This window comes from Actinophytocola sp., from assembly GCF_035712165.1.
GTDB lineage: Bacteria > Actinomycetota > Actinomycetes > Mycobacteriales > Pseudonocardiaceae > DASYTH01.
Genome location: NZ_DASTBH010000513.1, coordinates 1 through 14,536 on the forward strand (window position 1 = coordinate 1; position 14,536 = coordinate 14,536).

At 72.6% G+C, this 14,536-nt stretch carries 16 protein-coding genes; 9 read left to right on the forward strand and 7 right to left on the reverse strand.

Translation table 11 applies throughout. The features are described 5' to 3' along the window. From VFO68_RS29045 to VFO68_RS29065, 5 genes are all read left to right on the forward strand, one after another. On the forward strand, positions 1 to 372 hold a 372-nt coding region (locus VFO68_RS29045; RefSeq protein ID WP_325161598.1), incomplete at its 5' end, for an amidase family protein. 10 nt (positions 373 to 382) lie between these two features. Beyond that, complete coding sequence (locus VFO68_RS29050; protein WP_325161599.1) at positions 383 to 1,762, forward strand: glutamine synthetase family protein; 1,380 nt, start codon at positions 383 to 385, stop codon at positions 1,760 to 1,762. Then, on the forward strand, positions 1,750 to 2,877 hold the full coding sequence (locus VFO68_RS29055; protein ID WP_325161600.1) for an amidohydrolase family protein: 1,128 nt from the start codon (positions 1,750 to 1,752) through the stop codon (positions 2,875 to 2,877). Before VFO68_RS29050 ends, VFO68_RS29055 begins: the two co-directional genes overlap by 13 nt. A 125-nt stretch (positions 2,878 to 3,002) precedes the next feature. Further along, positions 3,003 to 3,653: a GOLPH3/VPS74 family protein gene (locus VFO68_RS29060; RefSeq protein ID WP_325161601.1), complete on the forward strand. Its 651-nt coding sequence runs from the start codon at positions 3,003 to 3,005 to the stop codon at positions 3,651 to 3,653. Between the two features lie 2 nt (positions 3,654 to 3,655). Then, positions 3,656 to 5,878 carry a GNAT family N-acetyltransferase gene (locus VFO68_RS29065; protein ID WP_325161602.1) on the forward strand — a complete coding sequence of 741 codons (2,223 nt, stop codon included), beginning with the start codon at positions 3,656 to 3,658 and terminating at the stop codon, positions 5,876 to 5,878. Positions 5,879 to 5,888: 10 nt separating this feature from the next. Here the strand turns inward: VFO68_RS29065 and VFO68_RS29070 are convergent, their stop codons facing one another. The 4 genes from VFO68_RS29070 to VFO68_RS29085 are packed head-to-tail and all read right to left on the reverse strand — an operon-like array spanning position 5,889 to position 8,362. Beyond that, positions 5,889 to 6,308: a PPOX class F420-dependent oxidoreductase gene (locus tag VFO68_RS29070; protein ID WP_325161603.1), complete on the reverse strand. Its 420-nt coding sequence runs from the start codon at positions 6,306 to 6,308 to the stop codon at positions 5,889 to 5,891. Then, positions 6,305 to 7,495, reverse strand: a complete 1,191-nt coding sequence (locus VFO68_RS29075) for a saccharopine dehydrogenase family protein (protein WP_325161604.1) — start codon at positions 7,493 to 7,495, stop codon at positions 6,305 to 6,307. Before VFO68_RS29075 ends, VFO68_RS29070 begins: the two co-directional genes overlap by 4 nt. Continuing rightward, complete coding sequence (locus VFO68_RS29080; RefSeq protein ID WP_325161605.1) at positions 7,495 to 7,803, reverse strand: DUF4873 domain-containing protein; 309 nt, start codon at positions 7,801 to 7,803, stop codon at positions 7,495 to 7,497. Before VFO68_RS29080 ends, VFO68_RS29075 begins: the two co-directional genes overlap by 1 nt. A gap of 28 nt (positions 7,804 to 7,831) precedes the next feature. After that, complete coding sequence (locus tag VFO68_RS29085; protein WP_325161606.1) at positions 7,832 to 8,362, reverse strand: diguanylate cyclase; 531 nt, start codon at positions 8,360 to 8,362, stop codon at positions 7,832 to 7,834. A gap of 145 nt (positions 8,363 to 8,507) precedes the next feature. On the opposite strand from VFO68_RS29085, the gene VFO68_RS29090 reads away from it, so the two are divergent. The 3 genes from VFO68_RS29090 to VFO68_RS29100 are packed head-to-tail and all read left to right on the forward strand — an operon-like array spanning position 8,508 to position 10,702. Then, positions 8,508 to 8,969, forward strand: a complete 462-nt coding sequence (locus tag VFO68_RS29090) for a helix-turn-helix domain-containing protein (RefSeq protein WP_325161607.1) — start codon at positions 8,508 to 8,510, stop codon at positions 8,967 to 8,969. A 3-nt stretch (positions 8,970 to 8,972) separates the two neighbouring features. Further along, on the forward strand, positions 8,973 to 9,524 hold the full coding sequence (locus tag VFO68_RS29095; RefSeq protein ID WP_325161608.1) for a hypothetical protein: 552 nt from the start codon (positions 8,973 to 8,975) through the stop codon (positions 9,522 to 9,524). 59 nt (positions 9,525 to 9,583) lie between these two features. Next, the gene (locus VFO68_RS29100; protein ID WP_325161609.1) at positions 9,584 to 10,702 is read left to right on the forward strand and encodes an MAB_1171c family putative transporter; all 1,119 of its coding nucleotides are present in this window, start codon (positions 9,584 to 9,586) and stop codon (positions 10,700 to 10,702) included. A gap of 85 nt (positions 10,703 to 10,787) precedes the next feature. Here the strand turns inward: VFO68_RS29100 and VFO68_RS29105 are convergent, their stop codons facing one another. Next, positions 10,788 to 12,299: an MFS transporter gene (locus tag VFO68_RS29105; protein ID WP_325161610.1), complete on the reverse strand. Its 1,512-nt coding sequence runs from the start codon at positions 12,297 to 12,299 to the stop codon at positions 10,788 to 10,790. A gap of 115 nt (positions 12,300 to 12,414) precedes the next feature. Between VFO68_RS29105 and VFO68_RS29110 the strand changes: the two genes are divergently transcribed. Next, complete coding sequence (locus VFO68_RS29110) at positions 12,415 to 13,152, forward strand: TetR/AcrR family transcriptional regulator C-terminal domain-containing protein (RefSeq protein WP_325161611.1); 738 nt, start codon at positions 12,415 to 12,417, stop codon at positions 13,150 to 13,152. Here VFO68_RS29110 and VFO68_RS29115 read toward each other — a convergent pair. Together VFO68_RS29115 and VFO68_RS29120 are read right to left on the reverse strand one after the other, a co-directional pair. Continuing rightward, positions 13,145 to 13,891 carry a tRNA(His) guanylyltransferase Thg1 family protein gene (locus tag VFO68_RS29115; protein WP_325161612.1) on the reverse strand — a complete coding sequence of 249 codons (747 nt, stop codon included), beginning with the start codon at positions 13,889 to 13,891 and terminating at the stop codon, positions 13,145 to 13,147. The genes VFO68_RS29110 and VFO68_RS29115 overlap by 8 nt on opposite strands. Before the next feature lies 1 nt (position 13,892). Further along, on the reverse strand, positions 13,893 to 14,237 hold the full coding sequence (locus VFO68_RS29120) for an AAA family ATPase (protein ID WP_325161613.1): 345 nt from the start codon (positions 14,235 to 14,237) through the stop codon (positions 13,893 to 13,895). Positions 14,238 to 14,536: the final 299 nt, after the last annotated feature.

The following is a 14,536-nucleotide window of genomic DNA, read 5'->3' on the forward strand; positions in this document are numbered from 1 at the left end:
GAGGCCGCGCCGCGTCCGGACGATCCGGCCTACCTGCGCCAGCGGGAGATCGCGACGACCTCGGCCAAGCGGTCGATCGACGAGACGATGGCCCGGTTCCGGCTGGACGCGATCATGGCGCCGACCAACAGTCCGGCCTGGAAGACCGACTACGCGGCGGGTGACGCGTTCGTGCTCGGCTCGTCCGGCCCGGCCGCCGTGGCCGGCTACCCGAACGTGTCGGTGCCGGCCGGGTTCGCCGGGCCGCTGCCGATCGGGGTGTCGTTCTTCGCCGGCCGCTGGTCGGACGCCACCGTGCTGGCCCTGGGCGCGGCGTTCGAGCGGGCCACCCAGGCACGCCGGGCGCCGCGGTTCATTCCGACGATCGGTTGATAATGGTCGCATGGCGACCATGGACCGCATTCCGGCCGACGTCGGCGGCGGGACGCGGCGGATCGAGGAGCTGGAGCGCGCCGGCGTCGAGCTGGTCGAGCTGTCCTTTGTGGACAACGCGGGGATAACCCGGGTGAAAGCCGTTCCGCTTGGCCGGCTCGCGTCGGTCGCGGCCAACGGGGTCGGGGCGTCGCCGTGCTTCGAGACGTTCGGTTCCGACGACGTGATGGTGGCCGGGCAGCATCTCGGCGGCCCGGACGGCGACCTGCGGCTGGTGCCGGACCTGGACCGGGTGGTGGCGCTGGCCGGGGTGCCGGGCTGGGCCTGGGCGCCCGCGGACAAGTTCACCCAGGACGGGGCCCGGTTCGTGGCCTGCCAGCGGGCGTTCGCGGCCCGGCAGACCGCGGCGGCGGGGGAGCGGGGGCTCACCCTGCGGATGGCCGTCGAGCACGAGTGGATCCTGGGCCGGGCCGACGCCGACGGGTTCGTCCCGGCGTTGCATGGGCCGGCCTACGGGCAGATCCGGCTCGAGAGCCTGACCGGCTACGCCCGGGAACTGGTCGCCGACCTGCTCGCCCAGGACGTCGCGGTGCAGCAGTTCCACCCGGAGTACGCGCTGGGCCAGGTCGAACTGTCGGTCGCGGCGGCCGACCCGGTGCGGGCGGCCGATGACGCGGTGCTGGTCCGGCACACGGTCCGCACCCGCAGCGCCCGGCACGGGTGGCGGGCCACGTTCGCGCCGAGCGTGGACCCGGACGGCGCCGGATCCGGCGCGCACCTGCACCTGTCCGTGCACGACGGCGACGGCAGCGCGATGTGCGGCGGGGCCGGGCCGGCCGGGCTGCGGCCGCCCGGCGAGGCGTTCCTGGCCGGCGTGCTGCGTGAACTGCCGGCCCTGGTGGCCATCGGCGCCGGCCATCCGGCGAGCTTCCTGCGACTCCAGCCGTCCCGGTGGGCCGGGGTCTGGCAGTGCTGGGGGGTGGAGACCCGGGAGACCGCGCTGCGGATGATCACCGGCCTGCCCGGCACGCAGGGCTGGGCGGCCAACGCGGAGGTGAAGTGCTTCGACGGGACGGCGAACCCGTACCTGCTGATCGGCTCGGTGATCGCGGCGGGACTCGCCGGGGTCGACGCGGGACTGCGGTTGCCCGGCCCGGTGACCGGCGACCCGGCCGCGCTGGACCCGGTGCGGCAGGCCGCGGCCGGCATCCACCGGCTGCCCACCTCGGCCGACGGTGCGGCGGACGCGCTGGCGGCCTCGGAGGTGCTGGCCGCCGCGCTGGGCCCGGAACTGCACGACGCGGTGCTCACCGTGCGCCGCGCGGAAGCGCGGCGGTGCGCCGACCTCGACCCGGCCGAACTCGCGGCGGCGTCCCGATGGCGCTGGTGACGGCCGAGGTCCCGTTGGTGGACCAGCACTGTCACGGGGTGGTCGCCCAGGAGCTGGACGACGCGGCGTTCGCCGGCTGGCTGACCGAGGCGCCCGCGGTGCCCGCGCACCGGGACCCGTTCGACTCGATGCTGGGCCTGGCGGTGCGGCGCTGGTGCGCGCCGGTGCTGGACCTGCCGCCGCACACCGACCGGACCAGCTACCTGCGCCGCCGGGCCGAACTCGGCCGGCGGGTGGTGACCGAGCGGCTGCTGCGCGCGGCCGGCGTGTCGGACTGGTTGGTCGACACCGGGTTCGTCCCGGAGCCGCCGCTGTCCGGCCCGGGCACGCTCGGCCGGGGCACCGATCACGAGGTGGTGCGGATCGAGCAGGTGGCGGAGACCGTCGTGGCGCGGGGAGGTTCGACGCTGGCGGAGATCCGGTCGGCGCTGCGGGAGCGGAGCGCCGGTGCGGTCGCGCTGAAGACGATCGTCGCCTACCGGTGCGGTCTCGACCTGCCGGCCGCGCAGCCGGCCGAAGCCGAGGCGGGCAGGGCCCTGGCGGGCTGGCTGGCCGCCGGCGGCCGGCTGACCGACCCGGTGCTGCTGGGCTGGCTGGTGCACGAGGCCACCCTGCTGGGGTTGCCGCTGCAGATACACACCGGGTTCGGCGACCCCGACCTGCGGTTGCCGGCCGCCGACCCGGCCCTGTTGCACCCGTTCCTGGAGTCCACAGTGGACCGTGGGAGCACCGTGGTGTTGCTGCACTGCTGGCCCTACCACCGCAACGCGGCCTACCTCGCGCACGTCTTCCCGCATGTCGTGGTGGACATCGGGCTGACGGTGCCGTTCGTCGGCGCCCGGATCGGCGCGGTGCTCGCCGAGACCCTTGAGCTGGCGCCGTTCGACGCGGTCGTCTACTCCTCCGACGGCCGGGTGCTGCCGGAGACGCATCTGCTCGGCGCGGTGCTGTGGCGGCACGAGTTCGGCCGGCTGCTGGACTCCTGGATCGGCCGGGACGTGCTGTCCACCGGCGACGCGGAGCGGTTGGCGCACGCGGTCGGCTCAGGCAACGCGTCCCGGGTCTACGCGCTCGGTCGACGGCAGAACGGCCGCGGTGACCTCTACCCACGGTGAATGCCGGATGACAGAATGGGCCGCTCTGGGTCCCACTCGAAGAGGTTGCCAACCACGGTGTGCTGTTCCCGCTCGCTGCTCCGGCACGGTCACTGGTGACGTCTCGGCTCCCTCCGCCGCTCCGAGTGGCGGACCAGCTCTTCCTGGCCGCGCACGACCACGACACGGGACAGCTCCAGGCGCGGCTGCACCGGGCCGGCATGGCGCTCGGCCTGGCCGGCGCGCTGCTCGCCGAACTGGTCATCGACCGCCGGATCGACGTGCAGGAGGGCCGCGTCATCGTGGTCGGCCGCTCGCCCCTGCAGGACGTGTTGAGCCAGGCGATCCTGGAGGACGTCGTCACCGAACTGCAGGTTGCGGGGCAACCGCACACGGTCCGGATCTGGCTGGTCTACCTGCGGCACAGCGCCGTCACCCAGGTGCGCAACCGGTTGTGCTTCAACGGGATTCTCGGCGAGGCGCCGGGCCGGCACTGGTGGGGCGGCGCGCGGTCCACCTACCGGGCCACCGACCTCAACTCCGCCCTCGGGCCGGAGGCCGCCGTCCACTCGCTGCTCACCCACGAGCATCCACCCGAGGGCACCATCCCGGCCATGACCTTCGCCGCGCTCGCCGACGCCTGCGGTCTGCTGCCCAAGCTCACCTGGTGGCGCGAGCAGCGCAGCGGTCTGCGCCGCCGGCTGGACCGGCTGCGCGACCAGCTCCCGCGCGCGTTGCGGGACCTGGCCGACCAGACCGAGGCCGCCGTCGGTGACGCGGTCGCCGGGCGGCGATGATCATGCGACAGAACCTGGAGGACCACGTGGTCGCACGGCCGGGGCCGACGGCGAGCAAGGTGTCCGCGTTGCTGGCCGCCAACCGGCTGGGCGTGCCGGGCGTGCTGTTCTTCATCGTCGCCGCGGCCGCCCCGCTCACCACGGTCGCCGGCGGGATCACCGCGGGCTACGCGGTGACCGGCGTGACCGGCCTGCCGGTGGCCTACCTGGCGGTGATGGTGATCCTGGCCGTGTTCGCCGCCGGCTACCTGGCGATGTCCCGGCACATCACCAACGCCGGCGCCTTCTACACCTACGTCGTGCACGGCTTCGGCCGCACGCCGGGGGTCGCCGCCGGGTTCGTCGCGCTGCTGGCCTACAACGCGATCCAGATCGGCCTGTACGGGATCTTCGGCACCGCGCTCGCGGCCCTGCTCGGCGTGCTGTTCGCGGTGACCGTGCCGTGGTGGCTGTGCGCGCTGGCCGGCTGGGCGGCGATCGCGGTCGTCGGGGTGCTGCGGGTGGACCTCAACGGCCGGCTGCTCGCCGTGCTGATGGTCGCCGAGACGATCGTGATCCTGCTCTACGACCTGGTGTTCGTGAGCAACCCGGCGGGCGACGCGGCCGGCCTGGGCACGCTCGCGCCGGACGCGGCGGCGCGCGAGGGCTGGGGCGCGGCGCTCGCCGTCGCGCTCGCCGGTTTCGTCGGGTTCGAGGGCGGCGCGGCGTTCGCCGAGGAGACCCGCGACGCCCGCCGGACCGTGGCCCGGGCGACGTTCCTCGCCATCGCCTTCCTCGGCCTGCTCTACGCCCTGTCGGCCTGGGCGTTGTCGGTCACCACCGGCCCGGCGGGCGTGGTGGACGCCGCCCGGCGGGCCGGGGCCGGGCTGACCTTCAACCTCAGCGCCGCGCAGCTCGGGACCGCGGCGGCGGATCTGGGCCGGGTGCTGTTCGTCACCGGGGTGTTCGCCGCGCTGCTGAGCTTCCACAACACGGTCGCCCGGTACCTGTTCAGCCTGGGCCGCGAGCGGGTGCTGCCCGCACCGCTGGGCGGCACGCACTACCGCACCGGGTCGCCCTATGCCGGCTCGCTCGCGCAGTCCGGGCTCGCGCTCGGGGTGCTGGTCATCGTCGTGCTGGCCCGCGCCGACCCGGTGGCCACCCTGTTCCTCGCCGGCACCACCCTGGGCGCGCTGGGGGTGCTGATCCTGATGATCGCGCTGTCGTTCGCCGCCGTGGGGTACTTCCGCCGCCGCCCGGACGTGGAGAGCGTGTGGCACCGGCGGCTCGCCCCGGTGCTGGCCGGCGTGCTGCTGCTCGGCCTGCTCGTGCTGGTGCTGGCCGATTTCCACCGAGTCCTCGGCGTGGGCCGCGACGACCCGCGCGGCTGGGTGCTGCCCGCGCTCTACGCGGTGGTCGCGGTCGGCGGGCTGCTCTGGGGCTGGTACCTGAAGGTGGCGCGGCCGCAGGTGTACCGGACCGTGGGGCTGGGCGCCAACCGGGTGATCGGCCGGACGATGAGCGAGTGGGACAGCGCCCAGGGCATGGACCTGAACCTGCCCAAGCCGCCGATCGTGATGGTCGGTGATCTGCCGACCGTGGTCGACATGCCCCCGGTCGGCCGTTCGCCGGTCCGGTCGGACACCGGAATCGTCCGGCTGCACAACACCACCGCCGAGCTGGACACCGCGACCACCGTGCTGGCCAAGGCCTTCCAGACCGACGGGCCGGGGGAGTGGCTGGTCCCGGAGCCCGAGGTGCGGGCCGCCGTCTACCCGGCGTACCTCCAGATCCTGGTCCGGCACGCCCTGCGCGGCGCCGGCGAGGTGTTCGCCACCGCCGACCGCACCGCCGTGGCGATCTGGTACCCGGCGCCGTACGGGGTGCCGAACGTGGCCCCGGCCGAGTACGACGCACAGCTCGCCGCCGCGACCGGCTCGTACCTGCCGCGCTTTCTCGCGCTGGACGCGGCCCGGCAGGCCGGGCATCCGGTGGACCGGGCGCACCACTACCTGAACTTCGTCGCCGTGCTCCCGGAACACCAGGGCCGCGGCCTGGGCTCGGCGTTGCTGGCCAGCCGGCTCTCCGAACTGCACCACGCGGGGACACCGGCCTACCTGGAGGCGACCAACCGCCGCAACCTGGCGCTGTACCTGCATCACGGGTTCAAGGTGATCGGCACGGTCACCGTGCCGGACGGCGGCCCGACGCTCTACCGGATGTGGCGCGAGGCCCGCGCCCGCTGAGGGATCGCGCCTACTTCCAGTCGCCCACGCCGGTGACGCGCTTGACGGTGATCCGCGCGACCAGGCCGGCCGGCGGGTTGGGCATCGGCGGGAACACCGCGTCCGGGCCGATGTAGGTCTTGGCCAGCCGGGCCAGCAGTTCTGCTGCGCCGCCCTCGGTGAGCTCGGCGGTGCCGTGCACGATCAGGTGCTCGCGCAGTCCGGCGGGGTTGGCCCGGTCGCTCTCGAACGACACCGACACCCGCGGGTCGCGGCGCATGTTGGCGATCTTGAGCTGGGCCGGGTTGAGGTGTCCGGCGACCAGGTCGTCACCGTCGAGCCCCATCCACACGACGGACACCTGCGGCGAGCCGTCCGCGTTGATGGTGACCAGGTGCGCCAGCGCGCCGGAGGAGATCAGCTGCCGCGCCGCGGCATTGAGCTTGGTCATGCGCGCGACGGTGCCACATCGCTTTCGGCGTGAACAACCTGAAATACCAGCCCGGCCGCGCGCAGCCGGTCGATCAGCGCGTTGCCCATCGCCGCCGCCGTGGTGACCTGGCCCGCGGTCGCCGGCAGGTCGTCGTAGGCCAGGCAGAGCGCGGACTCGCCGAGCATCTTGGCGGTCTCGGTGTAGCCGGGGTCGCCGCCGGACACCTCGGTGATCACCCGGCGTCCGCCGCCGTGGCCGACGAAGCGCACCCGGAACCACGACCGGGCCCGCTTCTGCGCGCTCGGGCCGGCGCCGGGTTTGCGGTGGGACAGCAGCCACCGGCGGGCCGGCGGGATCTGGGCGAGGACCACGAGCGCGGCGATCCCGGTCCCGGCGACGGCGACCGTGGCGAGGTGTTTGACCGAGGCATAGTGCCGGTAGGTGAAGTCCGGGCCGTAGCGGGAAAGCGCGGCCGCCGACCGGCCGACGATCTGCGGGTCGATGGTGGCCAGCGGGATCGCCCAGCGGCCCCCGGCGCGTTTCGGGGCGCCGCCGGTCCGGATGCGGCGGTTCGCCGGCGGCGGGTCGGCGGCGCGCCGCGTCCGGGCGGTGACCAGGCTCTGCCGGCCCCGGCTGGCCGCGGTGAGCGCGGAGTAGAAGGTGCCGCCGGAGATCGTGCCGGAGCCGCGCACGTGGCCCTCGACGGTGATCGGCACGTCCTCCGGCAGTTGCTGCACGGTGAAGTAGGCGCCGAGGTCGTGCGGGATGGAGTCGAACCCGCAGGCGTGCACCAGCCGCGCCCCGGTCCGTTTGGCCAGGTCGTTGTGGCGCAGGAACATCTGGTCGACGAACTCGGGTTCGCCGGTGAGGTCGAGGTAGTCGGTGCCGGCCGCCGCGCAGGCGGCCACCAGGGGCTCGCCGTAGAGCGCGTAGGGCCCGACCGTGGTCAGCACGACGCGGGCGGACCGGGCGACCGCCCGCACCGAGTCGGGTTCGGTGGCGTCGGCGTGCAGCAGCGGCAGGTCCCGCGCGGCCGGTTGGGTGACGGCCAGCCGGTCGCGCACCGCCTCGAGCCGGCCCCGGTCGCGTCCGGCCAGGGCCCACCGGCAGCCCACCGGCACGTGCGCGGCCAGGTACTCGGCGGTCAGCCCGCCGGTGAACCCGGTGGCGCCGAACAGCACCAGGTCGTACTCGCGCCCGGCCATCAGTGCAGATCCGCCAGTGAGGTGGCCACCGCGAACGGCGGGCGGCTGACCCCGCTGACCCGGTAGCGGCCCCACGGGTCCGGGTCGGACACGGCTCCGGCGGCCTGCCCCTGCGGGGTGCGCAGTTCGGCCGGACCACCGCGGTTGCCGAGCAGTGCGGCCAGTTCGGGGCTCGGGTCGATGCGCCCGTACCAGTGGTAGAAGCCGTCGATGGGCTCGAACTGGCCGCGCAGCGTCACCGTCACGGCCAGCTCGGACTCCCCGATGATCAACGTGGCCGGTCCGGCGTAGCCCTCGTCAGCACTCATGCGACGACAGTACCTGTTACCACAAGTCTCAGATACCTTGTGTGCCGGTGCCGGCCACGATCACCTGGTCGCCGCCCTGGCTGCGGGCCCGCAGCACCGCGATGTCGGCCTGTTGCACCAGTTCCGGCAGGGTCAGGCTCCGGGAGGTGCTGGGATCGCTGACCGCGACGCCGACCGACGCGGCCAGGTTGGTGATCACCACGCCCGTGCCGGTGGCGGACAGGACCGGGATGATCGCCCGCCGGATCCTGGTGCGGATCCGGCGGGCGATCAACTCCCCCCGGTGCCGGTCCCTGGCTGGAAGGAGAACCAGGAAACCGTCACCCTCGTGGCCAACACGCCCGGCCACGTCCGTGCCGCGCAGGGCGCTCAGCAGGGCCGACGTCACGGCCCGGCGCACCGCGGCGCAGGCACGCCGCCCGTGCTGCTCGGTGATCCGGTGCAGACCCTCCAGCTCGACCAGGAGCAGCGCGGTGGCCCGGTTCCCCGTCGCGGCCAGGGCTTTCTCCGCGCGCTCGGTCCACCCCCACAGGTCGGGCAGGCCGGTCAGTCCGGTCACGTGCACTCCGGGATCGTCCGTAGTTGAACAGCAACAGAGCGGAGTTCTAAGCTGTTGTTACGCCGTTATCGACTGAGGAAAGGCCAACATCCACTCGGTCGATTCACTGTAGTGGAAGCGGGCAGTGCGCTGCCAGGGAGCCGCAATGGTTGACGACACAACCGAAGGCCGCAGTTTGGCCGACAAGCTGAACCACCTGTTCGCCCGGTACACCCCCAGAAACGGGCAGGAGTACAGCAACGAGCAGGTGGCCGCGGCGATCACGGCGCAGGGCGAGGTGAAGATCTCGCAGAGCTACATCTGGCAGCTCCGCAAGTCCAAAAAGGACAACCCCACCTACAAGCACCTGCAGGCCCTGGCCGGCTTCTTCGGCGTTCCGGTCAGCTACTTCTTCGACGACGCGGTGACCGACCGGGTCGACCAGCAGCTGGAACGGCTGCGCTCGGAACAGTTGCGGCTGGGCGAGATCGCCGGCAGCAGCGAGGTCCAGCTGATGGCCATGCGGGCCGGCGAGCTGTCGCCGCGCCGGCGCCGGCTGGTGATGGAGCTGCTCAACGTCGTCTACCGGGAAGAGAAGGCGGAACGCAGCGGTGGCTCGAGGGAGTGACCGGTGAGGGAACGTGAGCTGCGCCGGCGCTGCCGGCGGATACTCAACGACCTGGACATCCGTCCACCACTGGACATCGAGGAACTGTGCCGGCGGGTCGGGCAGAGCCGGGGCAAACCGATCCGGCTGATGCCGCACCCCATTCCGGTGCCCGGTCCGTTCGGGGTATGGATCACCACCGACAGCGCCGACTACATCCTCTACCAGGAGCAGACCACCAAGGCGCACCAGAGCCACATCGTGCTGCACGAACTGGGACACATGCTGGCCGGGCACACCAGCGACGAGGAGGACGACGCGCTGCTCGCCGGGCTGTACCCGGACGCCGGACCGGACACGTTGCGCGGTCGCTATCCCGACCTGGAGCCGGACGCGGTGCGCCGGGCGCTGCGCCGCACCTCCTACGGCACCGAACGCGAGCGCGAGGCGGAGACCGTGGCCACGATCATCCTGGAGTGGGCGTCGGTGCTCGACCGGGTCGCGCCCCGGCCGTCGCCGGACCGCACCGCGCAGCGGCTGGGCACCGCCCTGGGCGACCGGATGGGCTGGCTGTGACTGATTTGTTGGCGGCGTCCGGGAGGGTCACCGTTGTCCGGAGCCCGTGAGGAGATCGGGTGAACCAACTTCAGCTGACGCAGGGCCTGGTGACCTTCCTGGCGCTGGGCCTGATGCTGTACCTGCTGGTCCGCGCCCCCCGCAACGCCGCGCTGCGGGCGGTCACCATCCTGGTCGCCTGCTGGGCCGGTTCGTTCGCCCTCGATGCCGTTGCCGTGCACGGAATCCCGGCGATCGGCCTGGAACCGATCATGACCCGGCTGACCGAACACGTGCTGCAGGCCGCCGCGGGGTACTGCCTGATCGCGTTCTACCTGTTCTCGGCGCTGGACCTGCCGGCCGCCCGGCGGCAGGCGATGTGGCAGGCGGTGCCGCTCGGCGCCGCTGTGCTGATCATGACCGGGGCGACCGCGCTGATGCCGGCCGGGATCCGGGACGCGGCCGCCGTGCTGCCGTCGTCGAAGGGCGCCGGGCCGGTCTCGGCGCCCACGGTCGGCCTGCTCTACCTGACCGTGAACGTCTACATGTTCTACGCCTTCGCCACCGCGCTGCTGTGGACCCGCCGCTACGCGCGGGGGGCCGAGCCGCGGCTGCGCCGGGGACTCGCGCTGACCTCGGTGGGGCTGGTCGGGATCGTGCTGGCGCTCGCGGTGTTCATCGCGGCGAACCTGGTGCGCTGGGCCGGTGGCACGCTGCCGATGCCGGTCGTCACGGTCGGCATCGCGGCCGTGCTGATCGGCATCGTGCTGTTCCTGGTGGGCGTGGCATATCCGGTCCTCGGTATGCGCGCGGCGGCGCTGCGGGTGTGGTGGCAGCACCGCCGGGTGTACCGACGGCTCGGTCCACTGTGGACGGTGCTGAATCGGGAGTTCCCGGAGGACGCGCTGAACCGGGTGCCGGCCGGCCGGTTCCGGGACACCTTCGGGCTGACCGGCGTGCACCGCCGCTACTACCGGCGGGTGATCGAGTGCCGGGACGGACTGGTCCGGGTCAGCCCGTATCTGGAGCCGGACGGCGCGGCGCCGCTCGCGCAGCGGCTGTGCGCCGGGCTCGCCGCCCACGCCGCCGGTGTCCCGGTGCCGCACCGGGCCCAGCCGGTGGCCGTGCCACGGGCCGACGGCCTCGAGGCCGACGCCCGGGAGTTGGTGGCGCTGTCCGACGCGCTGCGCGGCGTCTGATCCGGGGCGTAGACAAAAAGGGGTTCCGCGCTCGACCGGCCTGGGGGTCACCGGGAGCACGGAACCGCCTTGATGATACACGCACTCAGCCGACGTGGCTGTCAACCTTCCGGTCGAACTTCGCCAGCAGAACCCAGCAGGCCACCGCGGCGACCGCCAGCACGCCCCCGGCGACCAGCGCGGCGACGTGCATGCCGGTCAGGAACGCGGAGCGCGCCGCGGCGATGAGGGTCGCGGCCAGGTCGGCGGGCAGGTGGCCGGCCACCGCCAGCGCGCCGCCGAGCGTCTCCCCGGCCGAGCCGGCCGGCGCCACGTCGGCGATCTCGGCGCGGTAGACCGCGGCCCCGATGCTGCCGAGGATCGCGATTCCCAGCGCGCCGCCGAACTCCGAGGCGGTCTCCATCAGCGCGGCCACCGTCCCGGCCCGCTCCGGCGGGGCGTCGCCCACGATCAGTTCGGCGATCTGGGACATGCCGGCCACCAGGCCGCCGGACATCAGCGCCGCGCCCACGAGCACCGGCACCACGGTGGAGTCGACCTCGGTGCGGGTGAGCACGATCAGACCGAGCACCGACAGGCCGAACGACGCGGCGATCAGGTACGCGCGGTTGACCCCCCGCTGGCCCAGCGCGGCCACCGTCGGTGCGGCGGCGCCCACGCCCACCGCGCCGAGCAGGCTCCACAGTGCGGCCTCCAGCGGGCTCATGCCGAGCACCAGCTGCAGGTACTGGGTGGTGAAGATGGCGAACCCGGCCAGGACGAAGATGCCGAGCAGGTTCAGCGCCATGGCGACGGAGAACGAGCGCCGCCGGAAGAGTCCCAGGTCGACCATCGGGTCGGGCCGGGTGGCCTGGCGCCGGATGAACAGGTAACCCATGACCACCCCGACGGCGACGGCGACCAGGCGGCCGGCGTCGACCCCGTGCGCGGCGAAGCCCTTGATCGCGTAGATCACCGGGAGCACGGCGGCCATCGACAGTGCGGCGCTGCCCAGGTCGAACCGGCCGGCGTCGGGGTTGCGGAACTCCGGGATCAGGACCGGGGCGATCCCCAGCAGCAGGACCATGGCCGGCAGGTTGATCAGGAACACCGAGCCCCACCAGAAGTGTTCGAGCAGCAGGCCGGACAGGATCGGGCCGAGGGCGACGCCGAAGGTCAGGCCGGAGGTCCAGATGGTGATCGCCGTGCTGCGCTGCTTCTCGTCGTGGAACATGTTGCGGATCAGGGCGACGGTGGACGGCATCAAGGTGGCGCCGCCGACGCCGAGCAGCGCGCGGGCGGCGATCAGGGCTTCGGCGCTCGGGGCGTAGGCGGCCAGCACCGAGGCCAGACCGAACCCGACGGCGCCCAGCATGAGCAGCCGGCGCCGGCCGATCCGGTCGCCGAGCGAGCCCATGGTGATCAGCAGTCCGGCCAGGACGAACCCGTAGATGTCGAAGATCCAGAGTTGCTGGGTGGCGGTGGGCTCGAGGTCGGCGTTGATGAACGGCACGGCGAAGAACAGCACCGAGACGTCCATCGAGACCAGGAGCAGCGGCAGCATCAGCGCGGCCAGTCCGAGCCACTCCCGGCGGCCGGCCCGTGTGATGGTCTCCATCTGTGTATCCCCTCTACTGTTTATGCCATACACTGAATGGTGTATGTTATACACAGAGGGGGGCGGGGACGTCAACAGGCGGTCAACCTCCCCCCAACGCGATGGGAGCTTCCTGATGCCGGCGAAGAAGGACGAGGCGGCGAGCGGGCTGGCCCGCAGCATCGAGGTGCTCTGGGGGGAGCCCGAGCGGCCCAGCCGGGGACCGAAGCCCGGCCTGTCGGTGGCCGGGATCGTGGCGGCCGCGATCGCCGTCGCCGACTCCGAAGGGCTCGGCGCGGTCTCCATGCAGCGGGTGGCCGCCGGGTTCGGGTTCACCACCATGTCGCTGTACCGGTACGTGCCCGGCAAGTCCGAACTGCTCGACCTCATGATCGACGCGGCGGTCGGCGAGCCGCCGGACCTGCGCTCGATCCCGGGTGGTTGGCGGCCCCGGCTGGCCGTGTGGGCCCGGCTGACCCGGGACTGTTTCGTGGCGCACCCGTGGTTCATGCCCGCGGCGCTGAACCGGATGATGGGCCCGAACCAGCTCGGCTGGCTGGAAAGCGCGGTCGCCGCGCTCGCCGAGACCCGGCTGGCCGGCCAGGAACTGCTGGCGTCGGTGCTGGTGGTCAACGGCTGGGTGCGCAGCATGGCCCCGTTCGCCCCGGACCGCACCGGCGCCGACCCGACCGGCGACTGGGGCGCGGCCATGCTGCACCAGATCAACGCCCACAGCGACCGCTTCCCCACCCTCGCCACCGCCATCGGCGCCGGCGCCCTCACTCCCGCCGGCTTCGACGACTTCGAGTTCGGACTGCAACGCGTCCTCGACGGCCTGCAGGCCTACATCGACAGCCGCGACTCGGTCAGCTGATCAGGTCGTTGATGAAGGTGCGGTAGGCGTCTTTCATGGGTAGGTCGCGTTCGACCCGAACCCGGCGGCGGGTGGCGGTGACCGGGGTTTCCCGGATCGGGTCGTAGCCGGGGCGCTCGAAGTTCTCCCACCACAGGCCGACACCACGACGTTGCCAGGCGGGTATCTCGTTGAAGTTGACGCCGTGCTGGAACAGCATCTCGTTCTTGTCGGCGGGCGTCGTTCGCTCCAGCAGTCGGGTGGCCTCCTGGGGCGAGCGGCCGGCTTCGCGCAAAGTCCAGTAACACCAACCGTTGAGGCCGCAGCGGGCGGCGTCGGCCTGCCGCCAGGAGAAGTAGTCGACGACATCGGCGCGACCGGTGCCCAGCCAGATCCGGCTGTCGAAGTGCGCGGGCCGGCCGGCCGCGTGCGTGAACGCCGCGGACGCGATTCCGGCCGAGATCGACACGAGCTTTTCCACACTGCGGCCGAAGAGGTCCAGACCAGGGTCGAGGAGCACCGAGATCTCGTCGCTTTCGGTGTAGGCGTAGCTGCCGTCGAACTCCGACAGGAGGGTCTGGGCGGTCGTCGCCATCAGTTCGGAGAACCGTGCGTCGTACGGCTTGTCGTAGTGCTCCCGGGTGAACCGGGAGAAGCTGCGGCCATCGACCCGGATCACGGTCCAGGCGCCGGGCGGCACGGTGAGCGAGTGGAACCACTCCCGGGCGCGCTGACCCGCCTCGAACTCGTTGCCCAGCACGTCACTCCTGTTCGATCAGCGGGGAGACCGCGAAACCGGCGCCGGCGAACCGTACGACGAACAGCGCGTCGAACCCATCGATTAACCGCGGCTGCCGCAGCCGGTAGGACCGCGCCGCGTCGATGATGGGCCGCCACTCCTCCGCCGACGGATTGGTGTTGTCCACCGCGACATTCCGCCGGGCCGCGAGTGCCTCGTCGATCAGCGACAGCTGCCGCCGCTGCGGCCGCCGCGCGTTCGGAAAAGCGTCCTTGCTGACATGCGCATGGGTCGCCGCCAACACCTGACGATAGAAGGTGGTCTTCCCCGACGCCTGCAACCCGATCAGCACGGCAACCTCGACCACACCGCCCGACCCTAGTCCCCACCGCCACCTTCCGCGACCGGGTACCCGGACCGGCCGCCACGTTATTGAAGTGTCCACAGTGGACGAATCGGGCGCCGGACCAATTCGCGAAATATGAATGCGCATTCAGCCAGAATTCGAGCCCATTCGTGGGTGAGAGCTTCCCGGGTGACTGGACCGCGCCGGGCACGGCGCGGGTTCGTCGGACCTGGGTGGCATGCTCTGCTGGCATGCGGTGGACGGCGGAGCAGGTGCTGGAGTTGGCACCGGATGCTGCGTCGGCGCGGGCGGCGGGCGGG